The sequence below is a fragment of the Fervidobacterium islandicum genome, from assembly GCF_000767275.3.
Classification (GTDB): Bacteria; Thermotogota; Thermotogae; order Thermotogales; family Fervidobacteriaceae; genus Fervidobacterium; species Fervidobacterium islandicum.
On record NZ_CP014334.2, the window covers coordinates 1,390,760 to 1,406,882 of the forward strand.

At 41.6% G+C, this 16,123-nt stretch carries 16 protein-coding genes; 3 read left to right on the forward strand and 13 right to left on the reverse strand.

Annotation, left to right across the window (positions count from 1 at the left end; all coding sequences use genetic code 11):
* Window positions 1-32: 32 nt before the first annotated feature.
* The 13 genes from NA23_RS06660 to NA23_RS06720 all read right to left on the reverse strand — a co-directional run bounded on the left by NA23_RS06660 (window position 33) and on the right by NA23_RS06720 (window position 12,103).
* Window positions 33-2,459 carry a hypothetical protein gene (locus NA23_RS06660; protein WP_033191952.1) on the reverse strand — a complete coding sequence of 809 codons (2,427 nt, stop codon included), beginning with the start codon at window positions 2,457-2,459 and terminating at the stop codon, window positions 33-35.
* A gap of 31 nt (window positions 2,460-2,490) precedes the next feature.
* Window positions 2,491-3,108 carry a bifunctional nuclease family protein gene (locus tag NA23_RS06665; protein WP_033191953.1) on the reverse strand — a complete coding sequence of 206 codons (618 nt, stop codon included), beginning with the start codon at window positions 3,106-3,108 and terminating at the stop codon, window positions 2,491-2,493.
* Window positions 3,089-3,883, reverse strand: a complete 795-nt coding sequence (locus NA23_RS06670; RefSeq protein WP_084384065.1) for a lysophospholipid acyltransferase family protein — start codon at window positions 3,881-3,883, stop codon at window positions 3,089-3,091. Before NA23_RS06670 ends, NA23_RS06665 begins: the two co-directional genes overlap by 20 nt.
* Window positions 3,873-4,409, reverse strand: a complete 537-nt coding sequence (locus NA23_RS06675; protein ID WP_249476993.1) for a hypothetical protein — start codon at window positions 4,407-4,409, stop codon at window positions 3,873-3,875. Before NA23_RS06675 ends, NA23_RS06670 begins: the two co-directional genes overlap by 11 nt.
* A 113-nt stretch (window positions 4,410-4,522) precedes the next feature.
* Window positions 4,523-4,993, reverse strand: coding sequence for a tetratricopeptide repeat protein (locus tag NA23_RS06680; protein WP_084384123.1), 471 nt, complete (start codon window positions 4,991-4,993; stop codon window positions 4,523-4,525).
* 19 nt (window positions 4,994-5,012) lie between these two features.
* A complete protein-coding gene (locus NA23_RS06685) occupies window positions 5,013-6,557 on the reverse strand; it encodes a hypothetical protein (RefSeq protein WP_033191955.1) in 1,545 nt (514 codons plus the stop codon).
* 20 nt (window positions 6,558-6,577) lie between these two features.
* Window positions 6,578-7,195, reverse strand: a complete 618-nt coding sequence (gene plsY / locus NA23_RS06690) for a glycerol-3-phosphate 1-O-acyltransferase PlsY (RefSeq protein ID WP_033191956.1) — start codon at window positions 7,193-7,195, stop codon at window positions 6,578-6,580.
* Between the two features lie 39 nt (window positions 7,196-7,234).
* Window positions 7,235-7,939 (reverse strand): hypothetical protein, encoded by a 705-nt coding sequence (locus NA23_RS06695; protein ID WP_052107191.1) that lies wholly within the window; start codon window positions 7,937-7,939, stop codon window positions 7,235-7,237.
* A 169-nt stretch (window positions 7,940-8,108) separates the two neighbouring features.
* Complete coding sequence (flgG, locus tag NA23_RS06700) at window positions 8,109-8,894, reverse strand: flagellar basal-body rod protein FlgG (RefSeq protein ID WP_033191957.1); 786 nt, start codon at window positions 8,892-8,894, stop codon at window positions 8,109-8,111.
* Between the two features lie 23 nt (window positions 8,895-8,917).
* Window positions 8,918-9,682 (reverse strand): flagellar hook-basal body protein, encoded by a 765-nt coding sequence (locus tag NA23_RS06705; RefSeq protein WP_033191958.1) that lies wholly within the window; start codon window positions 9,680-9,682, stop codon window positions 8,918-8,920.
* 23 nt (window positions 9,683-9,705) lie between these two features.
* Window positions 9,706-10,716, reverse strand: coding sequence for a rod shape-determining protein (gene mreB / locus NA23_RS06710; RefSeq protein ID WP_033191959.1), 1,011 nt, complete (start codon window positions 10,714-10,716; stop codon window positions 9,706-9,708).
* Window positions 10,691-11,548, reverse strand: a complete 858-nt coding sequence (locus NA23_RS06715; protein WP_084384066.1) for a DMT family transporter — start codon at window positions 11,546-11,548, stop codon at window positions 10,691-10,693. The genes mreB and NA23_RS06715 overlap by 26 nt, the downstream gene beginning before the upstream one ends.
* A 36-nt stretch (window positions 11,549-11,584) precedes the next feature.
* Entirely contained in the window at window positions 11,585-12,103 is a 519-nt protein-coding gene (locus tag NA23_RS06720) for a TIGR00725 family protein (protein WP_033192666.1), read from the reverse strand.
* Window positions 12,104-12,282: 179 nt separating this feature from the next.
* On the opposite strand from NA23_RS06720, the gene NA23_RS06725 reads away from it, so the two are divergent.
* Genes NA23_RS06725 through NA23_RS06735 form a run of 3 tightly spaced genes read left to right on the forward strand, consistent with a single transcriptional unit; the run spans window position 12,283 to window position 16,087 of the window.
* Window positions 12,283-13,491 (forward strand): CheR family methyltransferase, encoded by a 1,209-nt coding sequence (locus tag NA23_RS06725; protein WP_249477001.1) that lies wholly within the window; start codon window positions 12,283-12,285, stop codon window positions 13,489-13,491.
* A gap of 28 nt (window positions 13,492-13,519) precedes the next feature.
* The gene (locus NA23_RS06730; protein WP_033191960.1) at window positions 13,520-14,305 is read left to right on the forward strand and encodes a hypothetical protein; all 786 of its coding nucleotides are present in this window, start codon (window positions 13,520-13,522) and stop codon (window positions 14,303-14,305) included.
* 24 nt (window positions 14,306-14,329) lie between these two features.
* The gene (locus NA23_RS06735) at window positions 14,330-16,087 is read left to right on the forward strand and encodes an ATP-binding response regulator (protein WP_033191961.1); all 1,758 of its coding nucleotides are present in this window, start codon (window positions 14,330-14,332) and stop codon (window positions 16,085-16,087) included.
* The last annotated feature ends 36 nt before the right edge of the window (window positions 16,088-16,123 follow it).

A 16,123-nucleotide genomic window follows, 5' to 3' on the forward strand; every position in this document is an offset into this window, starting at 1 on the left:
AAACTGACCTCCTTCGAAGACTACTTGGAATTCTAACCTATTTTGAAAATCAAGAGTCCCTCACTTGTCATAAGGTAAAGCTTGTCTTCCCATACTGTAGCATCGTAAACTATCCCAGCTACATCTTCAACAATCCTGTGAATGCGTCTTGCTGAAATATCTATAAGCGTGATGAAACTATCGCCTACAGCAACGACGAAATTACCAGACCTGTAAAGTCCAAGATTGCCTATCCATCCTTCGCCGGTGTAGGCATAATTGCCTAGTTTGTCGAAAATGAGTAAACCGTATGCGCGCGTTGTCGCTAAGATATAATCATCGGCTACTATTGCGTATGTAAGGTCGTAGCTGTTCCTCAACCCCAACGGTGCGGTGTATTTCACTCCGTATAGGTATCTATAGACCTCCATATTAGTCATAAAGAGTATCTCATTTCCATCGTATATAACCTTTCCATAAACACCACGTAGCGTGGTTAAAACATTCCCAGTGTTATCAACGAAATCTACTTTATCATTGCTTCTGGGCTTTGCGAAAATAGCGTAGTCTTTCGTAGCAATGAAGTCATCAGCAGGTGTCTGTTCGAAAGCCACCGTATCTGCCAATTTTCGGTAGTACACCTTTGTTTGTGTTCCATAGCTAACCCCATCGATCGTCTCTTTCAACCCCATTATGTACTCTTCCCATACTCTTGTTCCAGCTATGTAAAGTCCTTTCTCGTCAGCTGTATATACTATTCCGCCATAAACGGCAACTTGAGTACCTGGGTAATTGTAGCTCCTCAAGAACTTTACATAAGGATTGTCTCCTATCTTCCATTCATCAACGTAGAATTGTTCAGCAGAGCCGGAAGTTATGAATCGCTCGAAAACTTTCTCTTTTTCACTTCTCACACGTTCCGCAAATGTATCGTCCTTGTAAGCCGGAATTTGTGGAATTTCGAAAGCGAAAAATCTCTTGATCTCCTCAATGAACCCTTCAGATGAATAAAAGTCATTCCAACTGCCGTTGAATATCTTCAAAGTCATATAAGGAAGTCTTGCAGAATTCTTTGTAACGACCCCATCGCCTAAATTCATCGTGAGCTCAGGATAAAGTTTTTCAAGTAAACTCCCACCAACATCTATCGATAAGGGAGGTGTATTTCCCATATATGCTATCGTAGGGATATCAGTCCTATATGGGAAGTACTGCAAGCGTTTCAAAAATTCAGAATTTGGCAAGACATCGGAATAATAAATATTAACAGCTTCGATGTATGACTTCAGATAACCTTGTAACGTTGCTACAACGCTCTCAGGCAGGTTGTACAGTAACGCTGCGGCAGATGGTTTCGATGCGTACACAGTCGTAGCCAGGCGTGGGTCTACTACATTTGTCCCGTAAAATGGTGTTGACACATACGCTACCTTTCTTATATTCTTTATCTCTGGATGTGTTGCCAAGCAATAGTACAAGATAAGTCCTCCAACTTCATGAGCTAAGACATCGAATTGAACATCTGGATACCTTTTCAGTTCCTGCGCCAGTCGTTCCGCTTCAAAAAGGATGGGACTTGGGATTGGATTAGATTCTCGGAACGCCTTAAACGCTCGCGTGTAGTTGTACGATTTCGTATCGTTAAGTGGATACCTGTAGACGTAAATCGACCTTTCTGGGAAAACACCCTGCCATGTTGAAAGCGGTGTAACCTTTGCTGATTCGTAATAGCCCGCAAAATTCGCATCACTACCGGGAATGATAAGAATAGGAGGATAAGCGGAAACTACACGATACACTTCTTGAATACCAGTTTTTAAGACCTTTCCCGGAACAGAAACAACACCTAGCCAGCGAGGAACTACGAAAAAACTCGCCTCAACAAAATATCCTCTGCTATCCTTATCTATAAAACTCCCTGAGATAATGTTGTAAACTTTCCCGTCACTGCTCAAACCGGCAAAAGCGAGCGCATTCGAATCGTTGCTTCCAATAAGCCTGGAGGGGAAATAATACCTCACCTTTATTGGTAGTGTCGCCATGTCGTACCGTCCATCGCTAGGTATCAACTCGTAAATAGGACTCACAAAATTACCAGAGCTAAGCACACCTTGGACTGAGTCCTGCGAAACTACTCGCACCTTGAACGATTTCTCATAGGGAAATGCACCTGTTGGTATTGAAATGATAAGATTCTCAACAGTTTGTGTCCCTTCTGATAAAATCGCCTCAGGTAATTTTGGCCGAAATAACAACGCTATCAAAATACCAAGTAACACTATTGCACCAACAACAGAAAAGAACAAGACCTTCCTGTGCCAAAGAGAGGTCAAGAAAAATTTTAGCTTTTCTAATAATACTCCCAAGCCTTTCTGTGTTTTGGCTTGCTCTTTTGATTCAGGCTTCTTTTGTTCTTTACTCTTACCAAACTTGAGAACTGCTGCCAGTTTTGAAAAGTCGAGCTTCGGCAGTTTTGGCATCCGGATCCCCCGCTGTTTTTTGAAGATTCACTTATTGGTCATCGAAATCATCAGGATTATTGTCGTTATCTTGCTCGTCATTATCTTGACTATCTTCGTCACTTCCAAAATCTGTGAAATTCTCAGGGTTGTCATTCAGAAGTTTCTTGAATTCGCTAATGTCCAGGTTCTCAATAAATTTCTTGAACTCTTCTTCATTTTCGTTTTCGTTCAGGTCCTCAAAAGTGATAGCCTCTGTCGCGATGATTTCGTTTGTTACGTAAAGTGGAGCTCCGGTTTTCAGTGAAAGGATTATACAGTCAGATGGCCTGGCGTCGATTTCTATAAACGGATTCATTCCTTCTGCAGCTTCTTGTTCGGAAACGACAAGGTCCCTTAGTACTATTTTGGCGTAAAAGACGTTGTCTTTGATGGAGTGTATCACGAATCGTTCGATTCTTAGACTCAATTCACTTACCAAAGTAACTATCAAATCGTGTGTCAGTGGCCTATCAAAAGGCACCTTTTCGATAGCTATGGCCATTACACTCGCTTCGCATGCACCTATCCAAATAGGGAGAATTTTCTTTGTATTTTCAATTCCTAACAGAACAACGGGCGTGTTTGAAACTTTATCCAGTACTAAAGCTTTAACAAACGCTCTCTTCATTTTCAATCACCTCTTTTAACCTTTTCGTACCTTGCCTTATAACGCTCTCCACATATTGTCTTAGTTCTTCTTCACTCTGAAAATTCTCTGGATGAACCAATTCGCCGAACATTATGCCCGTCTTATTGCCTCTAACTATCAGCTTATGCTTTGGAATCACGAGATGGTTTCCCCAGATAGCAACAGGTAATATAGGCACCTTGGCCTTGAACGCAATTTCGAGGCTTCGGGGTTTGAACGGTAACACTTCACCATCTGGCGACCTCGTCCCTTCTGGGAAAATCACAAAGTGGTATCCCTCTTTTAGTTTTCTCATGACCTCCCTGATAGCAGTCGCAGTTTGTCTCACGTTTCCCCTATCGATTAATTCGCTACCAAGGTATTTAAGATAAACGTTCACCATCGGAAACTTCTCGAGTTCTTTTTTGGCGATAAACGGTGTTGGACCCACGTAACCGATGATAAGTGGTATATCTAAAATACTCTGATGGTTACTAACCACGATGTAATTCGTATTGACATCCAGTTTCTTGCCACAAACATAGACCTTCACACCAAGTAGCTTAAAGGCCAACCTTCCAAATATCTCAACCTGCTTTAAAACAAATCTTTTTCCTCGTTCTTTGCCTAATATCAATCCAACAAGTAGGACGATAGCACCGTAGACAAATATGTAGAGAAACGCACCGACTATAAGCCAAACACTTCTTAGGATGTTGAAAAACTTCACGAAAATATTTTCGCTACTTTGCCCTATTTTGTCTTTATTTTCCATGCTCCTTCACACCCCACAACTTCGTGATCCTCACCAAAAAGATAAATAGTGATAGGACAAAGACAATCCAGCCAAAAACGGTGTTGTTTAAAGCAAATACGTACTTGTCAAAAAACGATGAAGCAATAGAAGCCAAAATGAACGAACATACCGCAGTTGACACAAGCCCCACAAATTTTGAGCTGTTCCTAACCGCATACAATCCTCCAATCAACCCTGTGAGTAGACCAATAACAACGTAAACGTACCATTCTAGCGTTAGATACGGAGTCAAAAATGATTTAATTAAGAAGCTACCTACGAGGAACGAAATAATAAAGCTTCCCAAAAAGATTATCGACTTATATAGCGAATAGAAAATTACAGCAAAGATGACGGAGATAATAATTGAATAAAGCAAAGCATTGCTCTGAAAAGAATTAGAAAGTTGCGGTAGAAATTTTTCCACAAAGTTAAATATCAAAGGGCTAACGTAACCATAACCAACGATTAGTCCCATAGCTAAAAGTGTGACCAATTCTACCAAATTTGGAAATATAAGCACAAAAACTGAAAGTGGAAGAAAGAGATACCAGCTTGAAGTAAAAAATTCGGCCAATTTTTTTATATTCTGGATGTCAAAATTCACACTAGTTCCACTCACAACTCCAATCCCCCTTCCACGTACTTTTCAACTTCCGCTTTCACTCTCTCATCCCTGAGCCTTTCCTTGGCCTTTTTCTTATTTCCCAACGCTACGTAACACAAGGCCAACTGGACATCCAAATCAAAGCTTTTCAAACCGAGTTTTTCTGCCTTCTCAAAGAACATAACTGCCTCGTTGTATCTATCAACTTCCATAAGCGCACAAGCAAGGTTGAAATAGGCTAATGGAAAATTAGGAGATAACTGAATCGCTTTCTTATACATCTCAATTGCCCTTCCCAACATACCTTGCCTTCTGAATACATTTCCCATGTTGTTGAAAACCTCTGGTATTTCATATCGCGCAAGTTCATTGTAAATCTCTAAGGCCTTTTCGTAATCACCATTTTCCGTGAGCTTTACAGCTTCTTTTAGCAAAATTTCTATATTGGCATGCTTATCGTCAGCTCTTTGCTTTTCCGCCATATCCACCACCAAAATGTTATTATTCTTTCTTTTTCCCAACAGAATCCAATACCATCTTCTGCGTATAGAACATCGTATCGTAATAAATCTGCTCCTTAAAAGCAACCTTTGCACTCAGCTTAATTATGCCTGGCGGAACAGGTTTGAGATACACCCATTTGGCAATCCACACGACCTTCTTGCTTAATAGATCGTCAGAATTTCGAACACTCCCGGTAAACTTCGTCAAAATCGGGCAATTACCAACAACCCTGACTCCCTGGAGCCTGTAAGACACAAGCTCCCCAGAGCACTTTTCAACTTTTACGTGTTGAACATCTTTCTGTTCAGCGTAGATGTCCGTAGGTACGTAGATATCGTGCTCGTACATTGAAAGAGCGTATTTTATGTAGTGTATCTCATCCCCAAATAAGTCCTCAACACTGATGTAAGCGTACGCGCTATTTTCATCGAATGAAACGTCTTGAATATTTACTAATATAGGTTTATCATCCTTAAACGTGTACTGCTCAACAGTGTTTCCTTTCCACTTGATTGCAAAGAGTGTGGGATAAGAGTACTCGATGAAATCCACATCCTTTAAGGGATAATCTTTCCCACCAGCTACGAGCTTATCTTTTCCAAGGTATATCAAATCACCGTAGGGAGTTACTTCGAAAGACCAGACCTTTTCAGCAAGGCTCACTTCGCCAACCTTTTCCAGAGTGTCTAACTTAAAAATCTCTATTTTCTGCTTTAGCGCATCTAAAATGTAAATTCTATCGATTGTCATTTCAGCATCAAGGCAGAACGTCCTTTGCGGCAGCTTGAAATTACTACGCTCTTTCGTTCTCGTATTGAACTTCACTACTCTGTCGAAGTCCACAATGTAAATAGTTCCCGAGCGGTCTGCACCTGCGATGTACGGAACTTGGAGGTCGCTTAAAAGCTCTTGCTCTTTTTCATCGTAAAGTGATTTATTCCCGAGTAAGTATAAGTTGCCATCTCTGTTGTAGAAGACCTGCTTTACATCCTTTGAGATTTTCCTGATCTTCAGCATCTTGTTATTTTTGAAATACACAAGCCTCTTATTCTTCTGATCCAAGAGCACCAAATTATCACCGTAGACAGTCAAACTCGTCGGTGTTTGGAAATATTCTATTCCCCTGACATTTCCTTTAATAGAATCCACATAACCCATCGTGAACGATTGCGAAGGCCCAAGATTCAGTTTTCTGAAATAATTAACTTTCCCCACAAGATTATCGATGTCGTCATTTCTAACAAGCAGTGTAAAATTTCTAAAATCTTCCAAAGCCTTATCTACCAGTCCGTTGGCAATAGCAAGCCTACCTCTCAAATACCAGAAATAGGGTAGCTCTTCAACGTATATCCTACCTGACATTGCCTTAACAGATAGATCGTACGCACTTTTGAAATCCCCAGCGTAAACTTTCTCCAAAGCCTGAGTGAAGTAAGTTCTGGCAGTTTCCTCATCTATTATGCCATACATTGACACGGAAATTAATATCAGCGAACACAACACGAAAACCCTGAATAATTCTTTTGCAAAGTGTACCTTCACTTTTACCTCTCCCCAATATCTCACTTTCCTTTGCGCTCGTATTTGTCCATCCATCCTAAGAAATAATCGACCACGTTTGTTTTTCTCTCATTACCGTTCAAAAGTCTCTTTATGTTCTCCTTATGCCTGTACACAGAAAAGAGCGCAAGAGCCAAGAATATCACCCAGTAATCTTTACCAAAGGCAAGTGCAAAAAAAGCACCAGCAAGCAGTCCGACGATTGAACCGACAGACACGTACTGCGTGGTTGCAACGATAGCGATCCACACTCCAAGCGCGAACAAACCTGCCTGAGGATATATCGCAAAGAAGGTCCCAAGTGTGGTAGCAACGCCTTTCCCACCTTTGAACTTAACAAACGGAGAATAGCAATGGCCTATCACAGACATAGCACCAGCCATCACCATCGGATGTTCACCAAATGGCTTGAATATTAAAACAGCAACAACTGCTTTAATAATATCTAAAAACATCGCAAGCGCACCGTATTTTGTTCCCATATTCCTTAGTACGTTAGTACCACCAACGTTTCCACTACCAACTTTCGTTATATCCACACCTTTCAACTTCGGGATAATGTAACTAAACGGTATCGCACCGAAGAAATATCCCACAACAGCCGCCCAAAACAGTTCCACATTACATCCCTCCACGAAGACAGAGTGTTTTAGTGCGCCTTATCGTACGTAATTCTCAAAGTTATCTTCACCTACAAGAGTTATAAGAATCTCTTTGTAGCTTGGATGTAGGTTTATCATGTTCGTTAAAGCCTGTTTGATGGTCTCTAATTCCTCTCCTTTGAAGTCACCACTATCGATTGCCTGTACCAGGTCGTTGATGATTTCTGGAATATCAAGATAAGAAAGCACCATAGCAACCTGAGCTCCGTACATGAATCGCTCTTCACCTTCCAGTAACATATAGCGTAAAAGCGGATAGAACTGCTCACCAGCACCAAGTTTTGCTAAAGCCTCGTATATAACCAGTTGGGCTTCCTCAAAATCGTATAGTTCCAATGACTTGGTGATATCTGCAATTAATCTTCTCAACCCCAAATCTCCAGCTAAATCGATTAAATAGAGTAAAGGTACGTCGTTTTTTACCCCGCTCCTTACCTTTTCCTTGATCGTCTTTTCCAATTTTGGAGCTATTTTCTCTCCTAATCTGTAAAGCACTTCAGTAACGATCTCTCTTACTTCGGGATCGTCATCTTCCTTTTCAAGCAGAGCTATCATCTCATCGTAAGCAGCTTCTCCCTTTTCTTCAATTATTCTTCTTATCAATTCCTCTCTTTGCCTTTCCAGTGCTTCGTTTTGTTCTCTGTTATAACCTCCATCGTTTGCATTACCGAAATCATCAAAAAAAATGCCGTTTCCAGCCACGGTTCTATACTCCTCCTTCTTAAACTCTTTCGCATAAACTTCCAAATATTCCACAATATTATATCACAACTTTCATCCGATGAATCATTGTAGGCAAACACACGACAAAAACAAACCCCAAGGCTGAGCCTTGGGGTCGTGCAGCTTTTTGCCTCACACTACTAAGCTATTATCTTCTCAAGTTGCTTGCCGTTTGAAGCATCTGGTCAGCCGTCATGATGGACCTTGAGTTGAACTCGTACGCCCTCATAGCGGTAATCATATCGACCATTTCTTTTACTACGTCTACATTTGACTTCTCAACGTAACCTTGCATAATTGTTCCAAAACCATCCTGACCAGCGGTTCCCTCAATTGGATCACCGCTCGCAGCGGTTGCTACGTAGAGATTGTCACCTATCGATTTTAAACCAGCGGGGTTAACGAAGCGTGTTAGCGTTATTGTTCCAAGTTGCTGGATCGTTCCATCCGCAAGTTCGACAGAGACTATGCCATCCGGTGAAACCGTTAGAGATACCGCGTTTTGTGGTACAACGATGGCAGGTGATAAAAGCAAACCATTGGCAGTCACTATCCTGCCTTGGTTGTCCAACTTGAATTGACCGTCTCTTGTGTACGCGATCCTACCATCTTGGAGCTGTATTTGGAAAAAGCCGTCACCACTGATAGCCAAATCTAAAGCGTTCCCTGTGTTTTCTATATTTCCTTGCGTAAAAATCCTTGTCGTTGCCGCAAGTCTGACGCCATGACCAATGTAAATACCCGTTGGCGTCGTGGAATTCTGAGCGGTTGCGGCACCTGCATTTTTCGAGTAGCTGTAAATTAAGTCCTGAAACTCAGCTTTGACCTTCTTATACCCAGCGGTATCAACATTCGCAATGTTGTTGGAAACCGTGTCCATCTTAAATTGCTGAGACCACATACCCGTTGCTGCAGTGTACAGACTGTTGATCATCTATACCCCTCCTCACCTTCTAATTACCTTAAAGCTCCTACGTTGTTTATAACCTTGTTCAGCAGTTCGTCGTGGACGACTATAGCTTTGGAAGATGCGTCGTAGTGTCTCTGAGCTTCTATCATCTTTACCATTTCACGAACAACGTTCACATTTGATTTTTCTACGTAGCCCTGTAAAATCCTAACGCCGGAGTTTGGATTATTTATATCCACAATTTGCGCTTGACCGGTGAAGAGGGCTTCACCTATTTTTCTCGGTTCGCGCAACACGTAGATTGGAATGCTTGAAACCAAATTTCTGTTTGCATCGTAAACATTTCCCGATTCGTCTATATATCCGTTTTCTGGCAATGTTATCTCTTGGCCATTAGAATCCAACAAATAATACCCTTGTGTATTCACCAAACGTCTATTGTTATCTGCGATGAACTCTCCGTTTCTTGTGTAAAAAACCTGATCTCCCTTTCTTACAGCAAAAAATCCATCGCCACTAATTGCCAAATGTGTAGGCACGTTGGTTTGCTCAAGTATACCCTGCGAGTAGTGTGTACGAATCTCATCAACGATGATCGCTTGCTCGACATCGCCTATCTTTGCAAACTCAACCTTCCTATTCTCAGGTTCTGGTTTGATGCGATATATTTCCCGAGTAAAGTAGGATTTGAAAGCCGGAGTATCAGCTTTATATCCATTTGTCTCTACATTAGCCAAATTGTTTGCAACGACATCCATCCTTGTTATGTCTGCAAGCATACCCATCGCTGCTGTGTACACACCACGGTACAAGAAAATCCCTCCAATGCGTTTATTTACTTCTCATAAGTTACTGCAACGTGTTTCAACAATTCCTCATCTTCCAACAATCGACCCGTTCCCTTCGCAACGCACAAAAGTGGTTCATCGGCAACCCTACACGGCACACCTATGTCTTCCTCTATGGCTTTATCTATGCCCCTCAAAAGTGCGCCACCGCCCGTTAGCATGATCCCGTGTTCCACGATATCTGCTGAGAGTTCCGGAGGAGTTTTTTCAAGAACCAGCTTTATCCTTGAGATGATATTATCAACTACAGGTCTAATCATCTTGTAGACATCCGTTGAATTTATCACTTCGGTCCTCGGAAGACCTGTTACCGCATCTCTACCTCTCACTTCCAATTCTAAGTCTTCTACATCAGGATGCACTTTTCCTATTTTTACTTTTATCTCCTCTGCAGTCGTGTCACCGATGAGCAAGCCGAAGTTCCTTCTCACACCTTTAACAATTGCATCATCGAGCGCGTTACCGGCGAGTTTGATGGAATCTCCAACAACAATCCCCCCCATGCTTATCACGGCGATATCAGTTGTTCCACCACCGATGTCGACAATCATGTTCCCCATCGGTTTCATCACATCAAGCCCAATACCTATAGCTGCTGCCGTTGGTTCAAGAACTATGTGCACCCTCTTTGCTCCGGCTTTCAGGGCCGCATCGTAGACCGCTCTTTGCTCAACACTCGTTGTCTTCGTTGGTATACCTATTACCATGTTGCATTTGATGAACAGTCCTTTGTTTAGCTTTTTCATAAAGTACTTGAGCACTTCTGCAATGATGGTGTAATCGGCAATAACACCGTCCCTCATAGGCTTAACGGCCATCACCTTTTCTTCAGGCGTCTTTCCAAACATCTCCTTAGCCTCTGAACCGATTGCGATGATCTTTCCCGTTTTCCTTTCGATCGCTACAACGGAAGGCTCGTTGAGCACAATACCCTTTCCCTGCTGATAAACGATGAAGTTCGCCGTTCCAAGGTCAATTCCTAAGTCGTTTTTTGCCATACTCTTCTCCCCTTTCGAAGATGTATAATCCTAATACCAACATTGTTACACCAAGGATATTGTAAATCGTCGGTTCTGACTTCATTAAAACGAACTCAGAAATAACGGTCACAATCGGAATAAAATATATGAAGTTCGTTGTCCGCCTATCGCCTATTATTTCAATAGATTTATTCCAGAGCAAGTAGCCAAGAGCAGAACAAACCACACCAAGGTAAATCAAACTCAAGGCACTTTTCACTTCGAATGTAACTTTCATATCTTGGAAAAACGCAAAGGGAATCAACGTTACAACTCCCCAAAATGTGATAGAAAAAGTCTGGTCAATTCCTGACACGTCTTTTATCCTAACTACATAGTGCGTGTAGAAGACCCAAGAAACCGCCGCTCCAAACGCCAAGATATCACCAATTGGATTAAGCTTCATCAACCGCCCATTTAGAATAACAAGCGCAACACCTAGAAACGCAAGGACCGAGCCAACGTAGTGGTACTTTGTAGTTTCAACCTTATGTATCAGATGAGTGAAAAGCACGTACAACAAAGGAACACTCGAAACAATAACCGCCGCGTTCGTTGGTGATGTGTACCTCAGCGCCGTGTTTTCGAACACGAAGTACATCGTAATCCCCCAAAAACCAGACCAGAATGCATTGATATCCCCTATTTTCCTTTTCTTAGTGAACGGTAAAAGCACAACCAACGCAATCAAAAACCTATAAAGCGCAGCCGGAAAAGGTTCAAAAACATTAACAACAAACTTTGTTGCTACAAACGATGCCCCCCAAAATATTGTAACAAGCACAACCGGAACGTACTGCAGTAGACTCACAAGAACATCCCTCCAAGAAAGTCATTAGCTGCGTTCTCATCTCAATATACTGTCCAGTATATCTATAACCTCATCGACGCTCCACGCTTGATAAACTTCAGATAGCTTTCGATTATCAAGATACTTTCCATCGATCAAGACCGTGGCGATTCTATCCGTCCATCCACCAGTTCCCCTTAGTAAGATTACCGGTTTCCCATTCGCATACGAAGCGAGAATCTCTAATGCCGTTCCAATTTCTCCGCCTATAGAAACGACAGCATCAACGCTTTTTACCAAAACAAAAGACCTCATCTGGAAATCCAAACCGGTCTTCACGACCAAGTCGTTAAATTCATTAGCATCTTCGCCTTCCCAAGGCAGTATTCCAACGCAAAAGCCTCCTACCGACTTAACCCCTTTCGATACCAATTCCATTACACCGTTTCTTCCACCGGTAAATACTGTGTACCTTTTACCTAGTTCTTGCCCCAGCTTCAAACACAGCTCAGCAATTTCTCGGATCGGAGTACTTTCAGTATTTCCCGAATAACCAATAACACCGATATTTTTCACACTTTCTTTTTTGCCCATTTTTAAACCTCCAACATGTTGAATTATTGGATGTACCACCTATTAAAAAAGTATACCATAACAACTAAGAGCGGCAAAATAGAAATCAAAAAAATTCTTTGAAAAGGTGGTATAATAAAGAAGAGAGTTCGAAAAACAAAAGGGAGTAAAGAAACTATATGATGAGCAAGGTTCCAGAGGACAAACCACCTGTTGACTTAGGGAAACGAATAGAAGAGGTTCTAAAAAGGCACGGTATAAGAGCAGAAAAAAGGCACGTAGATAGGTTCATAAAAAACATTTCGCCTATATCTCACGTACTTTCACCCCAGTTACTGGAAGCCCTTGTGCTGGAAAACCTTACAATCGGTGAATCGTATTTTTTCAGAGATATCCAAACATTCGATAAGCTCAGAAAAGTGTTAAAAGAAAAGCCCTCTTGGAACGTGCTTTCAATTGGCTGCTCAAGAGGTGAAGAGGTCTACTCAACGGCAATTGTGTGTAACGAAGTCGGAGTTGAGTGTAGAATCAAAGGTATCGATGTAAACTTTCAACGGATAACTCAGGCTCGGAAGGGTTGCTACCAATTCTGGAGTGTCAGATTCCTTTCAAAAGAAGATATAGAAAGGTATTTCAACATAGTCGATGGTCAGTACTGCATAAAAGACGTCTACAAAAAGAACGTTGAATTCATACAAGGCAACATCTTGGACACTGGCACGGAGATTTTTGGAACTAAAGAAAAATTTGATATAATTTTTATAAGACGCGTATTGCTCTACATAGACAACTTAGAGCCTGTTATCCACAAAATTTCAAGTTTGCTCAAAGACAACGGCTTTTTGATCCTCGGTGCTGGAGAGTACTTTCCGGAAGTTTTGGAGCATTTCACCCCCGCTTTTGCGGACGTGGGAACGTTCTACAGGAAAATAAAACTAAAACACGACGAAACTCACAAGCATAAGGGATTTTTATCAAAGACAAGATCTGAGAAAACTAAGATAAATTCTCAATTAGATACCAGAGCCGAACCCAGCGACAGTAGTAGAGAATATACACAACAAAAAGTTCAGCATCAACCGAAAGAACTTGAAATTGTCAACCTGTTAAAAAAGACTATCGACGGCATAGATTTGGAAGAGCGCATAAAGTTGATTGAGGAATACATCGCCAAGAAGGCTTACAACAGAGCATACGAACTCATCAAAGAATCCTGCACGAAGTATCCAACAAGTTACGTACTGTGGAAGTATAGAACCCTTGTCGAGCTTGAGAATTCAGACTTAGAATCCGCTAAGAATTCCTTGCAGCGCGCCATTTTCTTAAACAGTGCAGATGATGAAATATGGCAGCTGAAACACGCGTTGGATTTCCGAACGAAGTTCAAATAGTTTCAAAACATCCCTTTGAGGTGATACCATGGAATACGAATACTATTTGTGTGAAATATCGCATAAAAATGGAGCAGTTCGTATAGCAATCCAAGGCGATTTAGTCCTTGGAGTTAGTGATATTGCGTTCCCAGCACCCGAAGAAATCGGTGTCTTTGGATTTGCATTGCATGACGGATATCTCTATCCCGTAGTCACGCATAGTAACTTGCAGGAACCTGTCTTTAAATACTACCTAATTCTGAAAGAGTTTGCTTTTGGTGTTACGAGGATCGTTCAAAAAACCCAGGCTGTTCCAATCCCACTCTCGCCCGATATTCCAACCGATAAGAGTGAGGATTTCAAAAGACTTACAGAGTACACCGGCGTTATTGTTTTAGAAACAGATAACGGCAAGCAGGAGCTATTTTACGTCTACAATACTTTTTATATATCTCTTCCAAAAACCGCGCGTATCGTGAAACAAGAGATTGCAGAAACGAAAAGCGAAAGGCATTTTGGCGAGCTGAGAAAAAAGTACATCGTCATTGGAAACAAATTTGCATTGCCTTTGGAGAACGTCTTAACGATATTATCCGCTGATATAGTAACTCCGTTTAAGACTGAACAATGGGACGGTTTCATTGATTACGAAAGGACTATCCCTGTAAGAAACATGGATGAGGGGAGAGCTGGTAAATTCGTTGTAGTGACACAAAGTGTCGGATACAGAACTTCAAAGGTCGGCATCACGGAAGGGAAAGTCCTCACGAAAGAAACAGCGGATGAAAAATACCTCGAAACACCCGATGGAATTTTCAAAATAATCGAATAATAGCATCAACGAAGGGATGATTGTATGGATTTTCTTGAAATATTTCTCCAAGAGCTGAACGAAAAGGGTCAGGAAGCTATCAACTTGATAAAAGCTTACATTGAGAATAAGAATCCGCAGGTTATAACCGAAATTTACAGACTTTTCCATACTATAAAGGGCTCAGCGAGCCTCGTTGGTTTCAACGGTTTCAAAGAGCTTTTCCACAGAATCGAGGAGTACTTCAAACGCCAAATGAGTGGAGAAGATGTCCTGACAAATGAGTTTATGGTCAGGCTTCTTAGTATAGTTCCAGAAGTGCTCAAGAAAACTTCAGATCTCACAGACGAAGAATTACAAAACTACATTGACGTGCTCGAAGGAAAAAAGTCCGCAGCACAATCGACGACATTTGTTACCACAGCCGAGACGTTACCTGTAGAGATACTCCAAGAGCTACTTTCCAACACGTTGAGCGCTGAAAACAGCTTGATGCGCGAAGATCCAAAAAACGCACTCCGTGAGATTAGAGTGGTAAAACAGAGAATCATCTCCTTGCTCCAAAATGCATTTTACGTTAAATTGAAGCAGGTACTCTCCAACTTTGAGGTTTTAGTAATGCAGGAAGCGGTTGCCAACCAGAAGAATGTAAGACTCGAACTACAAATTGGGGAAGAAAGAATAGAGAAAAAAGATACAGAAATGCTTTTAAACATGCTTGTGCATTTGGTAAGGAACGCGGTCGCACACGGGATCGAGACTCCTGAGGAACGCCTGAAGAAAGGCAAACCAGAAGTTGGAAAAATCACTATCAGAAGTTACGTGCAAGGCAGTGAGCTTTTCTTGGAGATAGAAGACGACGGGAAAGGTTTGGATTTTGAAAAGATAAGGGAAAAAGCAAGACAAAAAGGGCTCGGCAACCTCAGACCTGAGGATGTCATATTCGTACCTGGGTTTTCGACAAAAGAAGAAGCAGATGGTACTTCAGGTAGGGGCATAGGGCTTGATGCGGTAAAGAACTTCGCCATGGCCCGCGGTGGCGATGTGGAAGTGGTAACAGCTCTGGGAAGAGGGACAAAATTCATCGTCCATTTCCCGATAAAGACATTCCTCGTGCGTGTTCTCGTCGTTGAAGCAGACGAACTACAGTTCTGTTTGGACGTACAGGACATCTTGGAACTCGTAAGCAAGCCTGAAATCACAAATAATCAAGTAAAATACAAAGACAAACTATACGACATTAGCTTTAGCTGTTCAAACCCAAGATTTGCCATCATCACCACTTCAGGAAAGGCAATTTTGGTGAACAATTTAGTTGGTATATTCGACGGACAAGTTTCGAACGAAAGCTACGAAATAATCAAAGGATTTGTCAAAAACATATTCGTCTATCCTCTTCCGATAATTTCACCGGAGAAATTCGAGCGTGCCCAGGCATTAAAAGAAAGTGCGCGAAAAGTACTTGTCATCGACGACTCCGTTGTGACACGAACGATACTTGGTAAGTTCCTCACTAACTTTGGATATTTGGTTATTGAAGCGCAAGATGGTCTTGAAGGTATTGAAAAATTCAAGAAAGAAAATCCCGATGTTGTAATATGCGATGTTGAAATGCCCGGTATAGATGGTTTTGAAACAACCAGAAAAATTCGAGAGCTTAACAAAGATGTTCCTGTTATTATTTTCAGTACACTTACGAATGAACAGCTTGCCAAAGGACTTGAAGTGGGGGCAAACGCGTACCTATCCAAAGACGAACCACCGGAAAGACTCGTTCGATTAATAGAGAAATTTCTTCAATAACGCAGCTATCTTCAGCACATATCGTTAGGGGGTAAA

What these genes read in the sequence shown, in the direction of transcription:
- NA23_RS06725 (WP_249477001.1), top strand. Translation starts at nt 12,283, where the DNA reads ATGAGCAAGGTTCCAGAGGACAAACCACCTGTTGACTTAGGGAAACGA.
- flgG (WP_033191957.1), bottom strand. Translation starts at nt 8,894, where the DNA reads ATGATCAACAGTCTGTACACTGCAGCAACGGGTATGTGGTCTCAGCAA.
- mreB (WP_033191959.1), bottom strand. Translation starts at nt 10,716, where the DNA reads ATGGCAAAAAACGACTTAGGAATTGACCTTGGAACGGCGAACTTCATC.
- NA23_RS06735 (WP_033191961.1), top strand. Translation starts at nt 14,330, where the DNA reads ATGGATTTTCTTGAAATATTTCTCCAAGAGCTGAACGAAAAGGGTCAG.
- NA23_RS06670 (WP_084384065.1), bottom strand. Translation starts at nt 3,883, where the DNA reads ATGGAAAATAAAGACAAAATAGGGCAAAGTAGCGAAAATATTTTCGTG.
- NA23_RS06665 (WP_033191953.1), bottom strand. Translation starts at nt 3,108, where the DNA reads ATGAAGAGAGCGTTTGTTAAAGCTTTAGTACTGGATAAAGTTTCAAAC.
- NA23_RS06730 (WP_033191960.1), top strand. Translation starts at nt 13,520, where the DNA reads ATGGAATACGAATACTATTTGTGTGAAATATCGCATAAAAATGGAGCA.
- NA23_RS06680 (WP_084384123.1), bottom strand. Translation starts at nt 4,993, where the DNA reads ATGGCGGAAAAGCAAAGAGCTGACGATAAGCATGCCAATATAGAAATT.
- NA23_RS06660 (WP_033191952.1), bottom strand. Translation starts at nt 2,459, where the DNA reads ATGCCAAAACTGCCGAAGCTCGACTTTTCAAAACTGGCAGCAGTTCTC.